At 69.3% G+C, this 18,572-nt stretch carries 19 protein-coding genes and 2 pseudogenes; 11 read left to right on the top strand and 10 right to left on the bottom strand.

What is annotated here, in order from left to right; translation table 11 throughout:
* The first annotated feature begins 174 nt into the window (after window positions 1–174).
* Window positions 175–546 carry a group II intron maturase-specific domain-containing protein gene (locus AB0367_RS37475; RefSeq protein WP_366231273.1) on the top strand — a complete coding sequence of 124 codons (372 nt, stop codon included), beginning with the start codon at window positions 175–177 and terminating at the stop codon, window positions 544–546.
* An 835-nt stretch (window positions 547–1,381) separates the two neighbouring features.
* Here AB0367_RS37475 and AB0367_RS37470 read toward each other — a convergent pair.
* The 3 genes from AB0367_RS37470 to AB0367_RS37460 form a co-directional block, all read right to left on the bottom strand.
* Entirely contained in the window at window positions 1,382–2,029 is a 648-nt protein-coding gene (locus AB0367_RS37470) for a VOC family protein (protein WP_366231272.1), read from the bottom strand.
* A gap of 247 nt (window positions 2,030–2,276) precedes the next feature.
* The gene (locus AB0367_RS37465) at window positions 2,277–3,095 is read right to left on the bottom strand and encodes a hypothetical protein (RefSeq protein WP_366231271.1); all 819 of its coding nucleotides are present in this window, start codon (window positions 3,093–3,095) and stop codon (window positions 2,277–2,279) included.
* Window positions 3,092–3,658 (bottom strand): sigma-70 family RNA polymerase sigma factor, encoded by a 567-nt coding sequence (locus tag AB0367_RS37460; protein WP_366231270.1) that lies wholly within the window; start codon window positions 3,656–3,658, stop codon window positions 3,092–3,094. The genes AB0367_RS37465 and AB0367_RS37460 overlap by 4 nt, the downstream gene beginning before the upstream one ends.
* A gap of 112 nt (window positions 3,659–3,770) precedes the next feature.
* Between AB0367_RS37460 and AB0367_RS37455 the strand changes: the two genes are divergently transcribed.
* Entirely contained in the window at window positions 3,771–3,917 is a 147-nt protein-coding gene (locus AB0367_RS37455; protein WP_366231269.1) for a hypothetical protein, read from the top strand.
* Here AB0367_RS37455 and AB0367_RS37450 read toward each other — a convergent pair.
* A pseudogene (locus tag AB0367_RS37450) lies at window positions 3,885–4,007 on the bottom strand (aldehyde dehydrogenase family protein); the annotation flags it as partial. The gene AB0367_RS37455 and the pseudogene AB0367_RS37450 sit on opposite strands and share 33 nt — an antisense overlap.
* A 408-nt stretch (window positions 4,008–4,415) precedes the next feature.
* Between AB0367_RS37450 and AB0367_RS37445 the strand changes: the two are divergent.
* The 3 genes from AB0367_RS37445 (at window position 4,416) to AB0367_RS37435 (ending at window position 7,014) form a co-directional block, all read left to right on the top strand.
* Entirely contained in the window at window positions 4,416–4,958 is a 543-nt protein-coding gene (locus tag AB0367_RS37445) for a SigE family RNA polymerase sigma factor (RefSeq protein WP_366231268.1), read from the top strand.
* Complete coding sequence (locus tag AB0367_RS37440) at window positions 4,955–6,178, top strand: hypothetical protein (RefSeq protein WP_366231267.1); 1,224 nt, start codon at window positions 4,955–4,957, stop codon at window positions 6,176–6,178. Before AB0367_RS37445 ends, AB0367_RS37440 begins: the two co-directional genes overlap by 4 nt.
* 143 nt (window positions 6,179–6,321) lie before the next feature.
* Window positions 6,322–7,014 carry an SHOCT domain-containing protein gene (locus tag AB0367_RS37435; RefSeq protein ID WP_366231266.1) on the top strand — a complete coding sequence of 231 codons (693 nt, stop codon included), beginning with the start codon at window positions 6,322–6,324 and terminating at the stop codon, window positions 7,012–7,014.
* Window positions 7,015–7,138: 124 nt separating this feature from the next.
* Here the strand turns inward: AB0367_RS37435 and AB0367_RS37430 are convergent, their stop codons facing one another.
* Window positions 7,139–8,608 (bottom strand): M1 family metallopeptidase, encoded by a 1,470-nt coding sequence (locus tag AB0367_RS37430; protein ID WP_366231265.1) that lies wholly within the window; start codon window positions 8,606–8,608, stop codon window positions 7,139–7,141.
* 170 nt (window positions 8,609–8,778) lie between these two features.
* On the opposite strand from AB0367_RS37430, the gene AB0367_RS37425 reads away from it, so the two are divergent.
* From AB0367_RS37425 to AB0367_RS37400, 6 genes and pseudogenes are all read left to right on the top strand, one after another.
* Complete coding sequence (locus AB0367_RS37425; RefSeq protein WP_366231264.1) at window positions 8,779–9,753, top strand: aliphatic sulfonate ABC transporter substrate-binding protein; 975 nt, start codon at window positions 8,779–8,781, stop codon at window positions 9,751–9,753.
* Entirely contained in the window at window positions 9,750–10,571 is an 822-nt protein-coding gene (locus AB0367_RS37420) for an ABC transporter permease subunit (RefSeq protein ID WP_366231263.1), read from the top strand. Before AB0367_RS37425 ends, AB0367_RS37420 begins: the two co-directional genes overlap by 4 nt.
* Window positions 10,544–11,251, top strand: a complete 708-nt coding sequence (locus AB0367_RS37415; RefSeq protein WP_366231262.1) for an ABC transporter ATP-binding protein — start codon at window positions 10,544–10,546, stop codon at window positions 11,249–11,251. Before AB0367_RS37420 ends, AB0367_RS37415 begins: the two co-directional genes overlap by 28 nt.
* A gap of 293 nt (window positions 11,252–11,544) precedes the next feature.
* Window positions 11,545–11,640, top strand: a pseudogene (locus tag AB0367_RS37410) (IS5/IS1182 family transposase); the annotation flags it as partial.
* Window positions 11,641–11,848: 208 nt separating this feature from the next.
* Entirely contained in the window at window positions 11,849–12,586 is a 738-nt protein-coding gene (locus AB0367_RS37405) for a GNAT family N-acetyltransferase (protein ID WP_366231261.1), read from the top strand.
* 105 nt (window positions 12,587–12,691) lie between these two features.
* Window positions 12,692–13,438 carry a Stf0 family sulfotransferase gene (locus AB0367_RS37400; protein ID WP_366231274.1) on the top strand — a complete coding sequence of 249 codons (747 nt, stop codon included), beginning with the start codon at window positions 12,692–12,694 and terminating at the stop codon, window positions 13,436–13,438.
* 30 nt (window positions 13,439–13,468) lie between these two features.
* Here the strand turns inward: AB0367_RS37400 and AB0367_RS37395 are convergent, their stop codons facing one another.
* The 5 genes from AB0367_RS37395 to AB0367_RS37375 all read right to left on the bottom strand — a co-directional run bounded on the left by AB0367_RS37395 (window position 13,469) and on the right by AB0367_RS37375 (window position 18,239).
* On the bottom strand, window positions 13,469–14,059 hold the full coding sequence (locus AB0367_RS37395; RefSeq protein ID WP_366231260.1) for a TlpA disulfide reductase family protein: 591 nt from the start codon (window positions 14,057–14,059) through the stop codon (window positions 13,469–13,471).
* 109 nt (window positions 14,060–14,168) lie between these two features.
* Entirely contained in the window at window positions 14,169–15,182 is a 1,014-nt protein-coding gene (locus AB0367_RS37390; protein ID WP_366231259.1) for an ABC transporter substrate-binding protein, read from the bottom strand.
* Between the two features lie 14 nt (window positions 15,183–15,196).
* A complete protein-coding gene (locus tag AB0367_RS37385) occupies window positions 15,197–16,087 on the bottom strand; it encodes an ABC transporter ATP-binding protein (RefSeq protein ID WP_366231258.1) in 891 nt (296 codons plus the stop codon).
* A complete protein-coding gene (locus tag AB0367_RS37380; RefSeq protein ID WP_366231257.1) occupies window positions 16,084–17,169 on the bottom strand; it encodes an iron chelate uptake ABC transporter family permease subunit in 1,086 nt (361 codons plus the stop codon). The genes AB0367_RS37385 and AB0367_RS37380 overlap by 4 nt, the downstream gene beginning before the upstream one ends.
* Window positions 17,166–18,239 (bottom strand): iron chelate uptake ABC transporter family permease subunit, encoded by a 1,074-nt coding sequence (locus AB0367_RS37375; protein ID WP_366231256.1) that lies wholly within the window; start codon window positions 18,237–18,239, stop codon window positions 17,166–17,168. The genes AB0367_RS37380 and AB0367_RS37375 overlap by 4 nt, the downstream gene beginning before the upstream one ends.
* Between the last annotated feature and the right edge of the window lie 333 nt (window positions 18,240–18,572).

The raw sequence follows: 18,572 nt of genomic DNA, 5'->3' as shown, positions 1-18,572 counted from the left end.
TCGATGGCTCCACGCCCATCTCCAGCATCGCCCGATTCGGGCGTTATATCCGTGTCGTCCGTGGAGACGACTCATTCCTTGCTGAGATCACGTCACTGCAAGGACGGGAAACGGCGTGGTTCGTACGAGCACACCGACTTCACATTCCTGGGGTACACGTTCAGGCGGCGTGGCGTGCGTACGCAGACCGGCGAACTCTTCGTCGGTTTCAACCCGGCGATCAGCAAAGATGCTCTGAAGAAGATCAGCGGGCAGGTGCGGTCCTGGCGGCTGCATCGGCGCACTCGTCTCTCTGTGGCGGACCTCGCCAAAAGGATTAATCCGGTCGTGCGAGGTTGGATGAACTACTACGGCGCATTCCGCCGATCGGCGTTGTATCCTCTCCTGCTGCGCATCAACGCCTACTTGATGCGATGGCTACGCAAGAAATTCAAACAGCTGCGCGGACGCAAGAAGGCCGACCGGGCATGGGAAAGGGCTGTCGCCACGAGGCCCAAGTTCTTCGCCCACTGGGCCTGGGTAAACCTCGTCCCCGCCGTCTGGTGACCAGAACAACAAGAGCCGTATGAATTGAGATATTCACGTACGGTTCTGTGAGAGCCGGAGGGTGAGACTCCCTCCGGCTACTCGACTTCAAGGACGGAGTTGGCTGCCATGCGTGACCGGACCAGGTCACGTCGTTATTCTCCGGCGAATGAGCAGTTCCGCCGGGAGCATGCGCGGCATCGGAACTGGGGCCTGGCCAGACGGCATGCCGAGAAGCTGCGGCGCGTGCGCGGTGACACCCCGCCAGCGGTCAGCGACCAGCGGGACGGCCAGATGCATGGGCCGGTGCATGGGCCGGTGCCGCCCTCGCCGCCTCCGCCGGTCACGCAGCCTGACCAGACACGACGTCCCGCGAGCAGCACCGCGGCAAACGACTGCGATCCCGTGCCGCGCCAGGCAGGCGGCGCCGGGCGGCCCGGTCCTGTCCCGAAGCGTTGTCGCGCATCCACGCCACAGCTGCGCCGGCCCGCCGGTCCGGCAACGCATCGGCCGCCGGTGTATCGCGGCCGTCTTTCGACAATGCCGCGCACGGCCGGGCGGCATTTCCGCCGAATGCTCCGCACGGCGGGAACAAGTAACCGCTGTCCCCATGGACCGCCGGTGCCGATTCCCGAATGTCTCGACAATGGCGCAGGTCCTGTGCAAGGTAGGTATTTGAGGGAACTGCACCGGGTCAACGTTGTCGGGAACGTCGCCGCGCTCGAGCTGTCGATCCGGGGCACCGTCACCGGGCTGTTTGAGACGCCCGCCGGCGTCATCCGGCCGACCGGAGCCAAGCGTTGGGCGTACTCGCGGACTTCAGCTCGTAGCCCCGCGGGAATCGCCCGCAGCGGCCTCATTGCGGGAGTTGTTCGCCCTGGTTCTCGGCGACCATGTATGCCGCATACCACTCCGGCCAGTTCTCGTCGTGCGCACCGCCGTTGCGGGCCTCGTGTTCGCCGTGGGCGGCCGCCGCCCGCTTGAGTGCGCTGACCAGGTCGTTCAGCGACGCGTACGTCGTTGTTCCCTCGTCGACCCGTCCGGGGATCCGTGTGGTGACCTCCTGAAGCAGGAAGCTGTTGCCGTCCGGGTCGCGGAAGGTGGCGAACGAGCCGTAGCTGGCGCGGTCGTCCGCCGGCCCGCTGGCTTGACCGTCGGTGATCTGCCCGAACTGGGCACCCGGCGCCGCCGGGTGGAACACCTCACTCACATCCACGTCCAGCTTCACGAGTTCGTCGTGCGCCGCCTGGATGTCGGCGACCACCAGGTAGATCCCCTCGGCGGTGCCCGGGGCCTGATTGGTGATCCGGCTGCCGAACTGGATCGACGCGGGCGACCCCGGCGGGGTGAACTGGACGACCCGGAAGCCGTTGTCGAAGCCGAAGTCGGCGTCGAGCCGCCAGCCCAGGTCCTGGTAGAACCGCTTCGACCGATCGACATCGCGCACGGGGATCACGACCGCCTCGAGTTTGAAGTCGGCCTTGCCGGTCTCGGTGCTGCTCATGACTCACTCCTTCATCTGTCAGCGGGGTCGCCGTCAATCAGGAGCATGCGCCGCGGCCCAGAACCGTCACACGAGGGACCACCCTGGTCCCCGGTGGTCCCGTGTACCGAATGTACCCCGCGTCCATAGCCTGGGTGACCGACACGGCACATCGTCGCTGACCGTGATCACCAAGATCGTGCCCGGCGCGCATGCCGATGTGCGACGAACCTCAAGGTGAACAGAAGAGGTAATGGCAACCGCGGGTTCAGCGGGTCCAGGGCTCCGCTGGCAGGCAGGCGGGGCCGGGCTTGCCGTAGACGATGGATCCTTGCGGGTCGACGTAGCACCGGCCGAGTCGGTCGAACGGAACGAACAACGGCCGGCGGTCGATCTCGTTGCCCGCGCTGTCGTAGCTGACCAACTCTGGGCTGTTGCGTTCGCGGACGTCGCCCTGAGCGATGAGCCCGAAGGCGCCGCCCGCGATGCGCGCTACCGTCGTCCTGCCGTCGCCGTGCTCAAGCACCAGCCGGTGCACCCGTGCACTGACCCGCCCGATGGCGACCACATCGCCGCCACCGGCCTTAGTCGAGGTCAGCAACAGCCGGTCAACCGGCCCCGGCAGCCAGTCGTGCTGCCAGTCGGGCCTGTCGGTGTCCACGGCCATGCCTCCGGATCGGCCCTGGTGAGGCGGTTTCCCCTCACTACAGGCGAGGTAATGATCCTCGGTGAGGAACAGCAGCGCGACATGGTCGCCATGCTCGGCACCCACGGCCAGATCCGCACTCCCCATCGGCACCATGTCGTTCATTTCGAGGCACCGCTTGGCCGCCGCCCGTAGCGACGGCGACATCTCGTCGGGTCCGAGCGCCAGCAGTTGTGCACGGTCCCCACCGGACCACGCCGATACCCCGGCAGCAGCCACAGCGACGATGCCGGCGAGGACGAGCCCAACACCGACACGAACCCGTACCGGTCGCGCCGGCCGCACCGGTCTGGTGATGTCGGCGAGAAGCTTGGCGCGCATCTCTTGCACCCTGCCGGGCGGGAGATCCCGTCCTGCCGGTGGGGTGAGCAGGTCGTTCATCGATCCTCCGTGGTGTCGTCGGAGAGTTGCCGGGCCAGCCGGGCGCGTGCCCGGCTGACCCGGGAACGGAGTCCGGTCTCGCTGATGCCGAGGACGGCCGCGGCGTCGGCGTATGACACGCCGGACCACACGCACAATGCGATCGCCTCCCGCTCGGCTCGCGGCAATCGACGCACGGCGGCCAGGATCGTGCGCATCCGCTGTTCGTCGTCGACCCGGGCCGCGACCTCGTCGGACAGATCAGTGTCGGTACCACGCTCCGCCGGAAGCCGTCGCAGCAGCGCGAACCAGCGTCGTGCGGAGCGAGACTCGGTACGGGCTGTGTTGGCGGTGACCACGAGAAGCCAGGGCAGCGCGGAACCGTCGACCAGGCGCGCGTCCGCACGCCGGCGCCAAGCGACAAGGAATGCTGACTGAGTGACGTCCTCGGCGAGGGACCACGAGCCCGTGAGCTTGAAGGCGTGGTTGTACACCGCCCGCGCGTAGCGGTCGAACAGCACAGCGAACGCCGTCGCGTCGCCAGCCACCGTCGCCGACCACAACTCCTGGTCGGTAGGGCTCATCTGGACCGTCACACCGTACTATTGCCGGCACTCCGCACCCTGTTGCACGCGATTGTGCAATGGCAACGCCCTCGGTCAGCGCCGCCCCTGCAGATACACCGTCCGCATCGAGGTGAAGAAGTCGCGCGCGGCCCGGCCCTGTTCCTTCGGGCCGAACGCGCTCGCCTTTGGTGCCGCCGAAGGGTACGTGCGGGTCGGCGCCGCCGGTCTCGCTGTTGACGTGCAGCACGCCGACCTTCAGTTCGGCCATCGCGTGTAGCGTGACGGCGAGACTGCTGGTGAACAGCGCGCAGGACAGCCCGAACGGGCTGTCGTTGGCCAGCCGCAGCGCGGTGTCGACGTCCGGCACCCGGGTCACCGCGAGCACCGGTCGGCCGGCGGCCACGACATCGTGCTGCTCGACATCCACGCCCTGCTGTACCGCGGCGACGTCGCGCCGCTGGTCTTCCACCGCGGCCGGTTCCGCCGCCTCACCGACTGACGCGATTCCCGCCGGCACCGAACCCGGTGGTGGCGGCGGATTCGACCCGCGTCGGCTTTCGGACAGCGCTTCGGCGAGAACGCCCTTCGATGCCGGCAACGCCCGCCGATTCGATTCGCATCTACCAACGCACAACACCACGGGGGCATGCCGGCCGGCGCCCACCATGCATCGACCTTACGGGAGGAGGCCGTGGTGGGAGCGTCGCCAGCGGCGGTAGCCGCCGATGCGGATCCGGTTGAATCGGGTAGTTCGGGTAGAGAGAGGTTGGTCGGTGTGGATACCTTGGCGGACGAGTTCGACGATTTTGTGCGGGCTCGCACGCCGTCACTATTGCGGTCGGCGTTCTTGCTTACCGGGGACCAGCACCTCGCGGAGGATCTGGTACAGAACGCGTTGATCCGCACGCATCACGCGTGGCGACGCCTGCACCATGCCGGCAATGCCGAGGCGTACACGCGAAAGGTCATGTACCACCTGCAAGTCGCTTGGTGGCGGCGAGGCAAGGTCGTGGAGTCCCTGGCCGGCGACGTGACCGAAACGCTGCGCGGGGCCCACCGGGGCGGATCGGGCACCGGCGACCACGCGACCACCACGGCGGTGCGGGTCACCTTGCAGGCGGCGCTGCTGCGGCTGACCAACCGCCAGCGGGCGGTCCTGGTGCTGCGCTTCTTCGAGGACCGCAGCGAAGTTGAGGCGGCCGAACTGATGGGCGTCTCGGTCGGCACCATCAAGAGCCAGACGGCGAAAGCACTGGCGCGGCTACGCACGATCGCGCCGGAATTGAACGAATTCTACTTTACGGGGGTGACCCGATGAACGGCCTCAACTCGCAGCAGTTGCACGCGGACCTCGCCGAGATCGCGGACTTGGCCACGCCGGTGGACCTGCACGGCCGGGTGCTGCGCGGATCGAAGCGGCACTCGCAGCGCCGGGCGGTCGTGGTCTCGGTCGCGGCCTTCGCGGTCGTCGCTGCCAGTGGCGCCGCCTTCGCGTTCACACCTCACCCCCGCGACAGTGTCACGCCGGCCGTCACACCAACCGTCCCGAGTACCGTCATCACAAGCCCCGAGGCATCCCTGGCACCCACCGGCTCGGCGGCACCCAGCGGTGCCCCGAGTTCGGGCACGCCAGGTAAGGAGAACGTCTCGGCCAGGCTCACGCTGGGCCCGTGGACGACGTCGAGCGGCAAGTCATCACTGCCCGGCACGCTGTTCTACCTGACCGGCGCGACCGACGGCAGCACCGAACCAATCAAGATCAATGTGCTGGCCGGCAGCACGCTGCGAACGGCGACGCTGCAGGGCGCGGTGGGGCAGCACGACTGCGCACGCCAGTCGATCGTGTTCTCGCCCGACGGCACCTCGGTGGCGTGGGTCGAGAGCGACAACCACACGAGCAATGGGGGAGCGCTCGTCGTGGCATCGCTGCGCGATCGCAAGCAGAAGGTCGTCATGAGCGGTCCGGTTCGGTGCGACGCGGGCTCGGGTCCGAAATGGATGCCCGACTCGCGTGGGCTGATCGTGAGCGTGATGCGCGCGAACACCGTCGACGTGAACATCGTCGACGTCAACTCCGGTGCGACCACCGCCGCGGCGGCGGCCTGGGGCGACTACATGGCCTGGTCGGCGAACGGCGCCTACGTCGCCTACGGCGAGCACGACGAGATCGTCGTCGCCACCGCGGCCGGCGCGGTCACCAAGCGAGTCCATTACGACATCAACTGCTGCACCGGCGGCTTCTCGGTCCAGAGCGTCTCCAATGACGGCCGCTATGTCGGGGTCAGCTTCCGCAACAGCGACCCGGGCACGGTCCGCAACGCGATGCGAATCGTCGACCTGAGCACCGGCAAGGAAGTCGACCTCGGCAGGACCCCGCCCCCCAATGGATCGATCCAGATCGTCCTCTCCGGAGCCGATCGCCTCTTCATCATCAAGATCACCAACACGTCGACGGACGTGGAACTCGACCGCGCCGGCAAGGAAGGCTTGTCGATCCCGCTGACCGGCCAGCCCCAGATCCGCGCGTACGTTCCCTAGAGCCGCCCCCCGGTCGCGTCGCCGGCGAACGAGAGCCCTCGTTCGCCGGCGACGCACCGGGCTTGCCGCCGGATCACGTCCGCTTGTCGAGTTGGTGACGGGTCACTGTTCGCCGGCCGGGCTCGGCTCGATGATCTGCTCTCATGCCCCTGCCGCTACTCATCCGCCGCTCCGTCTATACGTTCGCCGGCCTCGCCGGGACGTTCGCCGGCCTGACCATGCTGTTCCTCGCCGCCCGGCTGGTGTTCGCGATGGGCGGGCGGTGCGGCACCGGCGGGTATGGCTACCCGCCATGCCCGGAACACGTACCCGAGCTGGCGCTGCTGGGACTGTTCGGCGGCGGTGCGTGCGCGGTCCTCTACGCCGCGAAGGGCCTGAAGTTCGGCGCGCGGCTGAGCCTTCTGCCGGTACCGGCGCTGTTCCTCGGCATGGCCTGGAACTTCTTCGAGTTCGGCTTCGACCCGCCGGGCGGCGGCCTGTCCATCGGCTGGCTCATCTGCGGGGTGGTCTTCGTCGTGATGGGCGCCGGGCCGATGTTCCAGCTGGACAAGGCCACCTGGCGGGAGACGCTGTGGTCCGACTGGCAGCCGCCGTCCGAGCCGGCCCTGCGGCCGCTGGCGGGCCTCACGCCGATCGAGCGCGCCGAGCGGGCACGGGACAGGGTATCGACCAAACCGGCCGCCGGCGCAGCGCGGGCGGCGTCCCGCGATCCCGCTGAGCTCGCCTCGGCACTCGAGCGCGTGAGCCGGTTGCACGCCGCGGGCGAGTTGACCGACGCCGAATACACGGTCGCGAAGCAGCGGCTGCTGGGACCGGCCTCGGGGGAGGGACGATGAAGAGGACGACGACCGGGCTGAAGATCTATTCACTGGTACTGCAGGCCGCGGCCATCCTTTGCGGGGTGGCGCTGGGCGTTGTGGTGTACCGGTGGATCATGGGCTGACCCGGCGCCGCGGGGGTCTACTGCGGCGTGGTCGCAGAGTCCAGCCAGGTGTTGATGAGGGAGGTGAAGTCTTTGCCGGTGTGCTGGTTCACGAACGCGATGAACGAGGCCCGGTCCTGGGTCGTGCCGCGGTGCTTCTGCGCCCAGTCGGTCGCCATCGCGAAGAACGCGGCATCACCGATCTGCTTGTGGATCTGGTGCAGCATGAGGGCCGGGCACGTGTAGACGTTGCCCTCCGCGAAGCTGTCCGCCTTGGGCTTGCCGGGCGGGCCGAGGTTCTTGCGCAGCCGGGCGTCCGCGCCGCGGGCCCAATCCTCCCACTGCTTGGCCGTGACCTTGTCGCGCTCGTTGGTGTACAGGTGCTGCGCGTAGGTGGCCCAGCCCTCGTTGAGCCAGAGATCGTTCCAGTTCGTCGGGGTGACCGCGTCGCCGAACCACTGGTGGGCGTACTCGTGCACCAGGTCAGCCTCGAAGCCGCGCTTGAAGCCGGCGTCGCTGCCGTAGTCGGGCAGGCCCATGGTGATCATCTGCTGGGTCTCCATGCCGGAGGCCGACGGCACCATGAGGACGCCCGCGCTGTCGAACGGATACGGGCCGAAGTGCTTCTCCAGCCACTCCAGATACTGCGGCGACTTGCGCAGGTACGGCAAGGCCTTGTCGTCGGGGCCCTGGCGGTACCAGTAGGTGAGCGGGATCCCGCGCGGACCGGTCGCCGTCTCCTTCTTGTACCGCCCGACGGCCAGGGTCGTCAGGTAGCTCGCCACCGGCTCCGTCGCCGTGTACTTGAACGTGTTGCCGTCCTGGCCCTTCGGCGTGCCGTTCGCGATCGCCGACCAGCCCTCCGGCACGGTCACCGCGATGTCGTACAGCGCCTTGTCCGACGGCTGATCGTTCACCGGATACCAGGTGCCCGCGCCGTACGGCTCCTGCATCGTCCACAGGCCGCCGTCCTGGGTGACGGTCAGCCCGAGCGGCTCGACGTCGCCGCGGTGCGACGGCATCGACACCGTCGTCGGCGTGCCGTGGTATTTGACCACGAGTGTCGCGAACGCGTCCTTGGCGACCGTCGCGGGGACCGTGAGCTTCGTGTCCGCGACGGTACCGCCCGCGGCCACCCCGTTCAGCGTGACCCCGTCGATCGCGTACGCCTTCGAGAAGTCGAGCTTCACCTCGGTGAGATCGGCCGCGGCGCGCAGTTGGAGCGTCGCCGTGCCGGTCAGCGTCTTCGTCTCCGGCTGCCAGGCGAGGTCGAGCCCGTAGTGCAGCACGTCGATACCGGGGTTGCCGTAGCCCGGGTACACCGGATCGGCGACCGGTGTCGAGCGGCCCGCCGCCCACGCGCTGTAGTCGAGGCCGGCCGGGCCGGTGGGGCTGGGGGAGACGCTGGGCGCCGCGCCGTCGGTGGCCTTCGGCTTCGGGCCGCTATCGGTGCAAGCGGCCGTCAGCAGGGCCGCGGAGAGAACGACTGGGAGCCATGATCGACGCACGGAGCAGACGATACGGTACCGCGGCCGGACGCGATGACCAGTGACAATGAACCGGGTCGATGCCGGGTGTTGCCTCCTGACCTGGATTTCAGGTATCTCCTATTCAAAAGGTAGGTGTAGTGGGTATAGTCCCGTGCCATTGGATTTCCTACCGCCATGGGAGTACACCGATGCGTCGACTCACGGCCGTTCTGGCCGGCGCGCTACTGCTGCTCGGCACGTCACTGGTCGCCGGCTGCGCCGACAAGTCCGGCAAGTCCGGCGAGTCCGCCGGCGCGTCCGGTGCGGCGGAGGAGCCGTTGCGCGTGGGCTACCAGCGCTTCGGCGGCCTGAGCCTGGTCAAGGCGCGCAAGGCCGAGGCGGCCGGCACGACGTGGAAGCTCTTCGAGAGCGGGCCGGCGCTCACCGAGGGGATCAAGGCCGGGGCCATTGACATCGGCCAGGTCGGCGAGGCGCCGCCCATCTTCGCCGCGGCCGGGAAGATCGACTTCAAGATCATCGGTACGTCGGCGCCGGTGCCGAAGGGCGAGGCCGTGCTGGTGAAGGCGAGCAAGGGGTACACCTCCTTCAAGGACCTCCGCGGCAAGAAGGTCGCCCTCAACAAGGGCTCCAACGTCAACTGGCTGCTCGTGCGCCTGCTCGAGGCCAACGGCATGACCATCAAGGACATCGACGTGCAGTACCTCAAGCCCGCCGACGCCCGCCCGGCCTTCGACAACGACCAGGTCGACGCCTGGATCATCTGGGATCCGTACTTCGCCCTCGCCGAGTTGCCGGGCGTCAAGGTGCTCGTCGACGCCACCGGCCTGGCCAACAACCGTGAGTACCTGCTCGTCTCCCCGCAGGCGCTGAAGAGCAAGCCCGGCAAGATCCGCGAGTTCCTCAAGACCTACCGGCAGGTCACCGACTGGGGCATCGCCAACCCCGACGAGCGCGTGAAGATCCTCGCCCCGGAGCTCGGCATCCCCGAGGACGTCGCCCGCCGGGCCCTGGAGCGCAGCGCCCAGCCGCTCGCCGCGATCACGCCCGAGATCGGCGCCGAACTGCAGCAGATCTCCGACGGCTTCACCGAGTTGCAGCTGATCCCGGTCAAGGTCGACATCAAGGCCCGCGTCGACGAGCAGTTCTCGGACCTGTTGCGATGACGCTGCTCGCCCGCGGTACCGCGAGCACCGCCGCCGCGCCCGTCACCGCCAGGCGGGCCCGCGCCCGGCGGTGGCGGCGCGCGGTCACCCCCGTGGTCCTGCTCGCCGCCTGGGAGGGCGGTGCCCAGGCCGGGCTGCTCGACACCGACAAGCTCCCGGCGCCGAGCGGTGTGCTCGAGACCGGCTGGCGGCTCGCCGCCGACGGCACCCTGGGCGGCTACCTGCTCGACTCGATCCAGCGGGCGCTGATCGGGCTGCTCATCGGCGGACTGCTCGGCCTCGCCCTCGGCGCGCTCGCCGGCATCTCCCGCCTCGGCGACGACCTCGTGGACCCGACCGTGCAGATGGGCCGCATGCTGCCCCACCTCGGTCTCGTGCCACTGCTCATCATCTGGGTGGGCATCGGGGAGTCCCTGAAGATCACGCTGGTCGCGCTGGGCGCGTTCTTCCCGGTGTACCTCAACATCTATGCCGGCATCCGCAACATCGACGAGCGCCTCGTAGAGGCGGCGCGCGCCTGCGGCCTGAGCGCCCTGGAACGCGTCCGGCACGTCGTCATCCCCGGTGCGCTGCCCTCGCTGTTCCTCGGCGTGCGGCTCGCCTTCGCCGCCGGCTGGCTCAGCCTCGTCGTCGGCGAGCAGGTCAACGGCCAGGGCGGCCTCGGCTTCATGATGATGGAGGCCCGCGAGTTCAGCCAGACCGACATCGTCGTGCTCGGCCTGGTCGCGTACGCGCTGCTCGGCCTGCTCTCCGACCTCGCGCTGCGGTACGCCGAAAGGAGGACGCTAGCATGGCGCCGGGGTCTGCGGGCGACGTAGCGGTCGCCGCCGGGGTGCGGCGCACCTTCGGCCCGACCGTTGTCCTCGACGCCGTCGACCTCACCATCGCCCGCGGCGAGGTGGTGGCGCTGCTGGGCGCGAGCGGCTCGGGTAAGAGCACGCTGCTGCGCGTGCTCGCCGGCCTCGACGAGGAGGCGACCGGCACGTACCGTACCGAGGGCGCCACCGCCGTGGTCTTCCAGGAGCACCGGCTGCTGCCGTGGAAGCGGGTCGGGGCCAACGTGGCCCTCGGCGTGCGCGGCGGCGACCTGCCGGCCCGGGTCCACGAGGCGCTGACCGAGGTCGGCCTCGCCGAGCGGGCCGGCGCCTGGCCGGCCGAGTTGTCCGGCGGCCAGGCCCAGCGGGTCGCCTTCGCCCGCGCCCTCGTCCGCCGCCCGGACCTGCTCCTGCTCGACGAGCCGTTCGGCGCCCTGGACGCGCTGACCCGCCTGCGGATGCAGGGCCTGTTCGGCCGGTTGCGCGAGCATCACGGGTTCGCGGCGCTGCTCGTCACCCACGACGTCGACGAGGCACTGCTGCTCGCCGACCGCATCCTCGTCCTCGACGCCGGGCGCATCGTCGAGAACCGCCAGGTGCCCCTGCCGCGCCCACGCACCACCGACACCGCCGGTTTCGCCGCCGAACGCCGCGCGCTGCTGGGCCTGCTCAACGTTCACTGACGTCCGGCAACCGGGGCCGCTACGGGTTGCCTGACCGGCTCATCAAGGAGTTCCTAGGCAATGGCGGTGCGCCACCGGTCGCAGGTGTCCGCAAACGGGGCGGGCTGGTCCACGCACGAGCGGAACCAGACCGTCCGCCCTTCGGCGAAGTTGCTCTCACGTACCGAGGTGATCTCGGCGAGAACCGCGTAGGTCTCGCCGAGGGTTCCACGCCCCGCCCATCATTGTCCAGTGTGGACGAGCGGGTCGCGTCATCCTGCTTTCGCAGCTTCTCTCGTTGAGATCAGCACGCCCTCGGTGCCCTGTACGCCGCAGCTGCGCGGGGGTTGCCGACCTTGGCCGACCCCGGCTACGACGGCGCCGGCATCGGCGTGCACACCCCGGTCAAACAGCCCACCGACGGCCGCGCACTGGACCTGGACACCCGCACCTACAACATGCTGCTGCGGTCCCTACGCGGCCTCGCCCCATCCATCGTATGGCGCCCGGATCAGCCGGGCGGGCGTGCGGCGGATTGCCGGGCAATGGACAGTCCACGATCGGAGCCGTCACGGTTTCTCGGTGGCGTGCACGCCGGCCGATTGCCATCATGCGATGGTGACCAACGATCCTCTGCTCGAACGCGCCCAGCAGCTCTGGGCCGACCTGGCCGGGGCGCCGGTCACCTTCACGGAGTCGGCCATCGAAGTGGTGGCCTCCCCGCAGTCGCTGCTGTGTCCGCCAGGCTGGGTCGGCATCGTCGCTCTGGGCCGAGCCGTGATCGCCACGGCACCTGACGACGGCACCGCCGAGATCGTGAGGCACGCCCTCAAGGACCTCTCCGTGACCGGCGTGATCGACTCGGCCGCGGTGTGTGACAGGTTGCCGGTCAAGGAGACGCTGGGACCGGCGACCTTGGCCTACTGCGACGCGGCCGGCTTCCACCCGGCCGAGTCCAGTGGCGTCGAGACGATCTCCGCGGACCACGCCGACATGGCAGCTCTGCTTGCTCGGGTGCCGGTCGAGGACGCCGACGAGTCCGGTTTGGCCGGCATCACATCCCCGGCGTTCGTGGTGCGCACCGGAACGGACGTCATCGCGGCGGCAGGTTACCGATCCTGGCCCAGGCATACCGCCCACGTCAGCGTGCTGACCGCCCCGGCAGCACGCGGACGAGGGCTCGGCCGCGTCGTCGCTACCGCAGCCGTCTTGGAGGCGCTGAACGCCGGCCTGCTCCCGCAGTGGCGAGCTCGCCCAGCAGCGTCACGCCGAGTGGCCCGAGCGCTCGGCTTCCGCGAACTGGGCTCCCAACTGAGCATCAGCCTCATGCCCGCCGGCAGCGCGCAGCGATCCTGACCAGCCACAAAACCCGTGGCGCTGTTCGTCACCGGCACTCGACGCTCGAACTCACCGACGAAGTCACCGCGGCAGTCAGGCCGTGTGCGCTAGGCATGTGACGTGATGGAATCGATTGACGCGTACTTCGTCTGCGGCACCCCGCGGACCGGTAGCTCGCTCCTGCTTGGCCTGCTCGGGTCCACCGGTGTCGCGGGCCGCCCACAGGCGTATTTCCGTGAGCCCGACGAGCAGCTTTGGGCTGAGCGGTGGGGCCTGCCGGGGGACTGGTCCTACGACGACTTCGTCTGCGCCGCGATTGAGGCGGGTCGCACCCCCAACGGCGTCTTCGGTGCGAAACTCATGTGGGGTACCCTCGACCGGCTCGCCGCCGGCCTCGCCACGGTCTACCCGACGCTGGCCGGGCGCGACTTGGACCTGCTGGAGCGCGCCTTCGGCCGGGTCCGGTTCATCTGGGTGTACCGCGAGGACACCCTGGCCCAGGCGGTCTCCTGGGTCCGCGCCGAGCAGACCAACGTGTGGTATATCGGCGGCAACGGCGAGATCGGCGACACCGGCCCGAGCGGTCGCGCGCCGGCCTACGACACCGACCGGCTCGCCGAGCTGACGAAGACCATCGAGGAGCACGACGCCGCCTGGGGGGACTGGTTCCGCCACGTCTCGGTCGAGCCGTTCCGGTTGCGATACGAGGACCTCGCCGCTGACAAGGTTCGCGCGACCGAGGAGATCCTGGCGTACCTCGGTCTGACACTGCCGGTGAACGGCCGTATCTCCGAGATGCACGCCCGGCAGGCCGACCCCCTCAACCGGGAGTGGATCGAGCGGTTCAGGGCCGGGGCCGGACCGCGATGACGCGGCCAGGCGGAGCGGGTTGGCGGCCAGTCACCCGGTTGCCACCGGTGCCACAGCGACGGCTCGAACAGCGGCCTCGAGTTCGGTGCGGGTGACCTTGCGGCGAGCGACGGCCGCTATGTTGCCGGCCTGGTCAAGGATGACGGTGTTTGGGATCGTGCGGGGCGAGATCGCGGGAAAGATCAACGGGATCTCGCCGGCCGGATCGAACAGGCTCGGGTAGGTCAAATGATAGAGGTCGACGAATTTTCTGGCCTCGTCGCGGTCATCGAGGACGTTCACGCCAAGCATGTGCACACCGAGGCCGGCGGTGGCGTCGGCGACAGCCTGCAGATCTGGCGCTTCGTCACCGCAGGGCGCACAGGAGGATGCCCAGAAGTTGACCACTACAACGGAGCCGCGCCATTCGGCGAGCCGAAACGCGCTGTTGTCGAGGAGTCGTCCGGTCAACGCCGGCGCGGCCTGACGGCTCGCCGGCGGAAACTGGAGGATCGCGGTGGCGGACGGACGCGCTTCACCGTCCTCCGAGCCGTTCACGGCAGCCGTTTGCCGCACATACCACGCGGCCACCACGGTGGCCGCGACGATTGTGCACGCAGCAAGGCGACGACGTGTGAACAACGCACTCCCTTGAGGTCGACGCACCTCTCGAAGTTCGTGTAGACGATAGCCCACCCGGCGTGCGGGTTGCGATCACCCGCACGCCGCAGCCGGATCAGCTCGTCGACGGTTATGCCGCGCCCGCCAGCTTCGTCAGTCCGGTCTCGAGCTGATCGAGGACCGCGAGTGCGTCGCCGTAGCCGCCGGGCAGAAAGTCGGGAAAGGGCACGAGCCGCGTCGCCCGGACCGAGGCGAGCTGCTTGAATCCCGTCTGGGCGAACAGCTCGGGCCCCTTGTTGTTCGGATTGCCGTCGTAGCCGGAGTAGAAGCCGATCACGTCGGCGTCGGCGAGGATGTCGATCTGTTCGTAGGACACCTTGCGGTTGGCGCCTCCCGAGGTCTCCTTGCTCGCGGTCGCGAACTGGACGCCGGCCGCGGAGAGGATCTTGCCGACCTCGGATTCGAGGCCGTAGACCCAGAACTGGCCGTTGTCGAAGCCGCCCTGCAGGATGTTCCAGCGGTAGCGGCCCAGGATGTCGGCGTGCTTCGTCTTGATCGCATCGTTGCGGGCGGCGACCCGCTTGTCGAGCGCGTCGAGTGCGTCGAGCTTGTTGACCGCCTCGGCGGTGGTCTTCGCGCTGGCCTGCCAGCTCGTGACGGGGATGATGACCGTCGGCGCGATCGCGCTCAGCTTGTCGTAGGCCTTGGTGTTCCACGGGTAGTCGGCGCCGATGATGAGGTCCGGCTTCAGCGCGGCGACCTTCTCGATCTGGACCTCGCCCGCGTTGCCGATCTTCGGGGCCGCGGTCCACTTCGACGCGTACCGCGGCGAGATGTACTGGGCCCCTTGGTCGTAGACACCGACCGGATCCACACCCAGGTCGTACAGCGTCGCCGTCGCGGACGGCTGGATGGACACGACGCGCGTGGGGTTCGCCGGTACGTTGATCGGGCCCTTGGCGGTGTCGACGCGCCGGCTCGGCGGCGTCTCGGAGGTGCTCGCCGGCCCGTCGCCGGTCGACCCGCAGGCGGCGAGCCCGAACAGCGCGGCGGCGCCGAGGCCACCGGCGAGGAGTCGGCGGCGGGTCATCTCGTTGACGATCCGCGCGAACTCGACCTCGGTGTCGAGTGTGATGACTGGCATGGGTTCTCCTGGGTTCAGTGAACGGTGGCGTGCAGGGGCCGGCCCTGTATGGGATCGGGGCGACGGCGGCGGACGGGAACGACCAGTGGCGATCCGGTCTGCGGGTCGTCGATGATCTCGCAGCTCAGGCCGAAGACATCCGCGACGAGGTCGGCGGTGACGATCTCGCCGGGCGGGCCCTGGGCGACGATGCGGCCCTCGCGCATGGCGATGAGGTGGGTGGCGTACCGGCAGGCGTGGTTGAGGTCGTGCAGGACGGCGACCAGGGTGTAGCCCTGCTCCTCGTGCAGGTCGGCGCAGAGGTTGAGCACGTCGATCTGGTACGCGATGTCGAGGAAGGTCGTGGGTTCGTCCAGCAGCAGGATCCTGGTCTGCTGTGCGAGGGTCATCGCGATCCAGACCCGTTGCCGCTGCCCGCCGGAGAGCTCGTCGATGTAGCGGTCGGCCAGGTCGAGCACCCCGGTGGCTTCCATCGCCTCGGTGACGACGCGTTCGTCGTCGCGTGACCACTGCCGCAGCAGCTTCTGGTGCGGATAACGGCCGCGAGCGACCAGGTCGGCCACGGTGACGCCGTCGGGCGCGATCGGTGTCTGCGGGAGCAGCCCGAGGTGGCGCGCGACCTCCTTGGACGGCATGGAGGTGATGGCCTTGCCGTCGAGGTAGGCCGCGCCCCGTTTGGGCTTGAGCATGCGGGACAGGGCACGCAGCAGGGTCGACTTGCCGCAGGCGTTGGCACCCACGATGACGGTGAACGATTGGTCGGGGATGACCACGTCGAGGGCGGTACTGATGACCCGTTCCTCGTAGGCGATGGTGAGGCCGGCCGCGTGCAGTCGCGACGTTCCCGCGACGACGTGCTCCGGCGCGACGGGCTGGGCCCGGCGGCGCAAGCCGAGTGGTCTCATGAGCGTCCGGCCTTCCATTCGTGGGCGAGCAGCCAGCACAGGTAACCCCCGCCGATGACGCCGGTCGCCACCCCGACCGGGAGCGGGGTCGACGGGATGGCCCGCTGGGCGGCGAAGTCGCTCGCGCAGAGCAGCAGGCCACCCATGAACGCGGCGGGCACGATCAGCGCCCCGGCCGAGCGGGTCAGCCGCCGGCACAGCTGCGGTGCGGCGAGGGCGACGAACCCGATCGGGCCGGCGGCCGCGGTGGCGGCGGCGGCCAGCGCGGTCGCCGAGACGACCAGGACGAGCCGGGTGCGTTCGATCGGGACGCCGAGGCCCTTGGCCGACTCGTCGCCCATCTCCATCCACCCGAGGGTGCGCCCGGCCACGACGGTGACCGGGGTCAGCACCGCCAACGTGACCACCAGCGGGCCGACGACGTTCCAGCCGACGGCGTTGAGGCTGCCGATCAGCCACACCTGGGCGTTCTGCGCGTCGTACAACTCGGCGCGGGTGAGCAGGTATGAGGTGAGCGCGGTGAGCACGGCGCTGACACCGATGCCGACCAGAACGAGCCGATAGCCGGCGACCTTGCCGCGCTTGACCGACAGCAGGTATACGACCAGGGCGGTCGTGAGACCGCCGAGAATCGCCGCGCCGGCGATCTGCGACTGCCCGCCACGATGGATGAGGATCGCGGTGACCGCGCCGGTGGCCGCGCCGCTGGTGAATCCGACGATGTCCGGGCTGCCGAGCGGGTTACGGGACAGGGACTGGAACACCGCACCGCTCATGCCCAGCGCGGCCCCGATCAGCAGTGCCGCGACCAGGCGCGGCAGCCGCAGCGTGACCACGATGAACGACTCGGCCCCGGTGCCACGGCCGAGCAAGCTGTCGATCACGCCGGACAGCGGGACCGGGTAGTCACCGGTGGTGAGGCTGAACGCCGACAGCACCACCGACGCGGCGGCGAGGATCGCACAGAGCAGCACAGTGCGGGGCTGCCAGCGCAGCGAGACGCTGTCGCCGCGGGTGCGCAGCACACGGCCACGGACGATCGGGCGATCGGCCGGCGGGGGAGTCGTGTCGAATGCGGTCACAGCTCGGGAATCCGGCGGCGTCGGACGAGTGCGATGAACACGGGCGCCCCGACGACAGCGGTGACGATCCCGACCTGGATCTCCCCTGGCCGGGCCACCACCCGGCCGAGGATGTCCGAGCTGAGCAGCAGGATCGGACCCAGCACCATCGAATACGGCAGCAGCCACCGGTGGTCCGGGCCGGTGATCAACCGTGCGATGTGCGGGATGGTCAGCCCGATGAACCCGATCGGCCCGAGCGCGGCCGTGGCCGCCCCGCACAGCAGCGTGACGGCTACGGCGCCCAGCACGCGGGTGCGGGCGATGTTGCTGCCCAGTGCGCGAGCCGTCGCATCACCCAGCGCGAGCGCGTTCAACGCCCCGGACAGCCCGAGCGCCAACAGGGCGCCGACGGCGAGGAACGGCAGCACCTGCCAGAAGATCGACAGGCGCACTCCGGACAGCGACCCCACGCCCCAGAAGCGGAACTGGTCGAACACACCCGGGTTCAGCAGGGTCACGAACGAGATCAGCGACCCGAGCACCGCGCTGATCACGGTGCCGGCCAACGCGAGGCGGACCGGGGTCGCACCGGAGCGGCCTCGGGAGCCGAGCAGGTAGACCAGCACCGACGCCATTCCGGCACCGAGGAACGCGAACCACACGTAGGCCGTCAGGTCGGTGAACTGCCAGATCCAGATCGCCAGCACCACCGCGGTCGAGGCGCCGATGTTCACGCCGAGGATGCCCGGGTCGGCCAACGGATTACGAGTCATCGCCTGCATCAGCACGCCGGCCAGCGCCAGGGCTGCCCCGACCGCGACGCCGAGCAGGGTGCGCGGCAACCGCAGGTCCAGCACGACCACGCCGTCGACGGTGTCGAGCCCGTCGAACAGGGCGTGGACAACCCCGGACAGCGGGATCGGTTTCGCGCCGACCGCGATGCTGAGCAACATGACGAACAGCAGGACCGCCAGTGCGATCAGCAGGCCGAGGACGCGTAACGCGATCACACCGCCCCGGATCGGTTTCTCCGGCTGCCCGCCGACGGGCGCGAGCGGCGCCTCGGCGGCCACAGTGGTGGCGCTCACCCCTGCCCGCCACTGTCGTGCCGCAGCGATGCCCGCGCCGAGCACACGCCGCCCGCGCGGAGGACCCCCGGCACGACCGGTCCGGCGTACCGCGAACGGGGACATGCCATCGCTGTGGACACGGGGCGGCGGTCAAGGCTCGGCGGCGTGGAACGGGTCATCATCACTTCCTTGCGGCAATCACGGGGTACGGGCAAGGAAGCGGAGGGTCACCGACACGTCGCGGGGATTAGGTTAGGCTAGGGCCTGTCTGATGGATCATGGTTGACGGCGGTCGGGTTTCGCGCGGAGCCAGATGATGATCGAGGCGATCCCGACCGTTGCCTCGTAACG

The organism is Dactylosporangium sp. NPDC051484 (genome assembly GCF_040689395.1).
In the GTDB taxonomy this organism is placed as follows: domain Bacteria; phylum Actinomycetota; class Actinomycetes; order Mycobacteriales; family Micromonosporaceae; genus Dactylosporangium.
This window is presented reverse-complemented; position numbering and strand designations above follow the sequence as displayed.

Bases quoted from the DNA above. Each gene is read 5' to 3' on its own strand.
- AB0367_RS37470 (WP_366231272.1), bottom strand. From the start codon at position 2,029: ATGAGCAGCACCGAGACCGGCAAGGCCGACTTCAAACTCGAGGCGGTC.
- AB0367_RS37465 (WP_366231271.1), bottom strand. From the start codon at position 3,095: ATGAACGACCTGCTCACCCCACCGGCAGGACGGGATCTCCCGCCCGGC.
- AB0367_RS37460 (WP_366231270.1), bottom strand. From the start codon at position 3,658: ATGAGCCCTACCGACCAGGAGTTGTGGTCGGCGACGGTGGCTGGCGAC.
- AB0367_RS37440 (WP_366231267.1), top strand. From the start codon at position 4,955: ATGAACGGCCTCAACTCGCAGCAGTTGCACGCGGACCTCGCCGAGATC.
- AB0367_RS37435 (WP_366231266.1), top strand. From the start codon at position 6,322: ATGCCCCTGCCGCTACTCATCCGCCGCTCCGTCTATACGTTCGCCGGC.
- AB0367_RS37425 (WP_366231264.1), top strand. From the start codon at position 8,779: ATGCGTCGACTCACGGCCGTTCTGGCCGGCGCGCTACTGCTGCTCGGC.
- AB0367_RS37420 (WP_366231263.1), top strand. From the start codon at position 9,750: ATGACGCTGCTCGCCCGCGGTACCGCGAGCACCGCCGCCGCGCCCGTC.
- AB0367_RS37415 (WP_366231262.1), top strand. From the start codon at position 10,544: ATGGCGCCGGGGTCTGCGGGCGACGTAGCGGTCGCCGCCGGGGTGCGG.
- AB0367_RS37400 (WP_366231274.1), top strand. From the start codon at position 12,692: ATGGAATCGATTGACGCGTACTTCGTCTGCGGCACCCCGCGGACCGGT.
- AB0367_RS37390 (WP_366231259.1), bottom strand. From the start codon at position 15,182: ATGCCAGTCATCACACTCGACACCGAGGTCGAGTTCGCGCGGATCGTC.
- AB0367_RS37385 (WP_366231258.1), bottom strand. From the start codon at position 16,087: ATGAGACCACTCGGCTTGCGCCGCCGGGCCCAGCCCGTCGCGCCGGAG.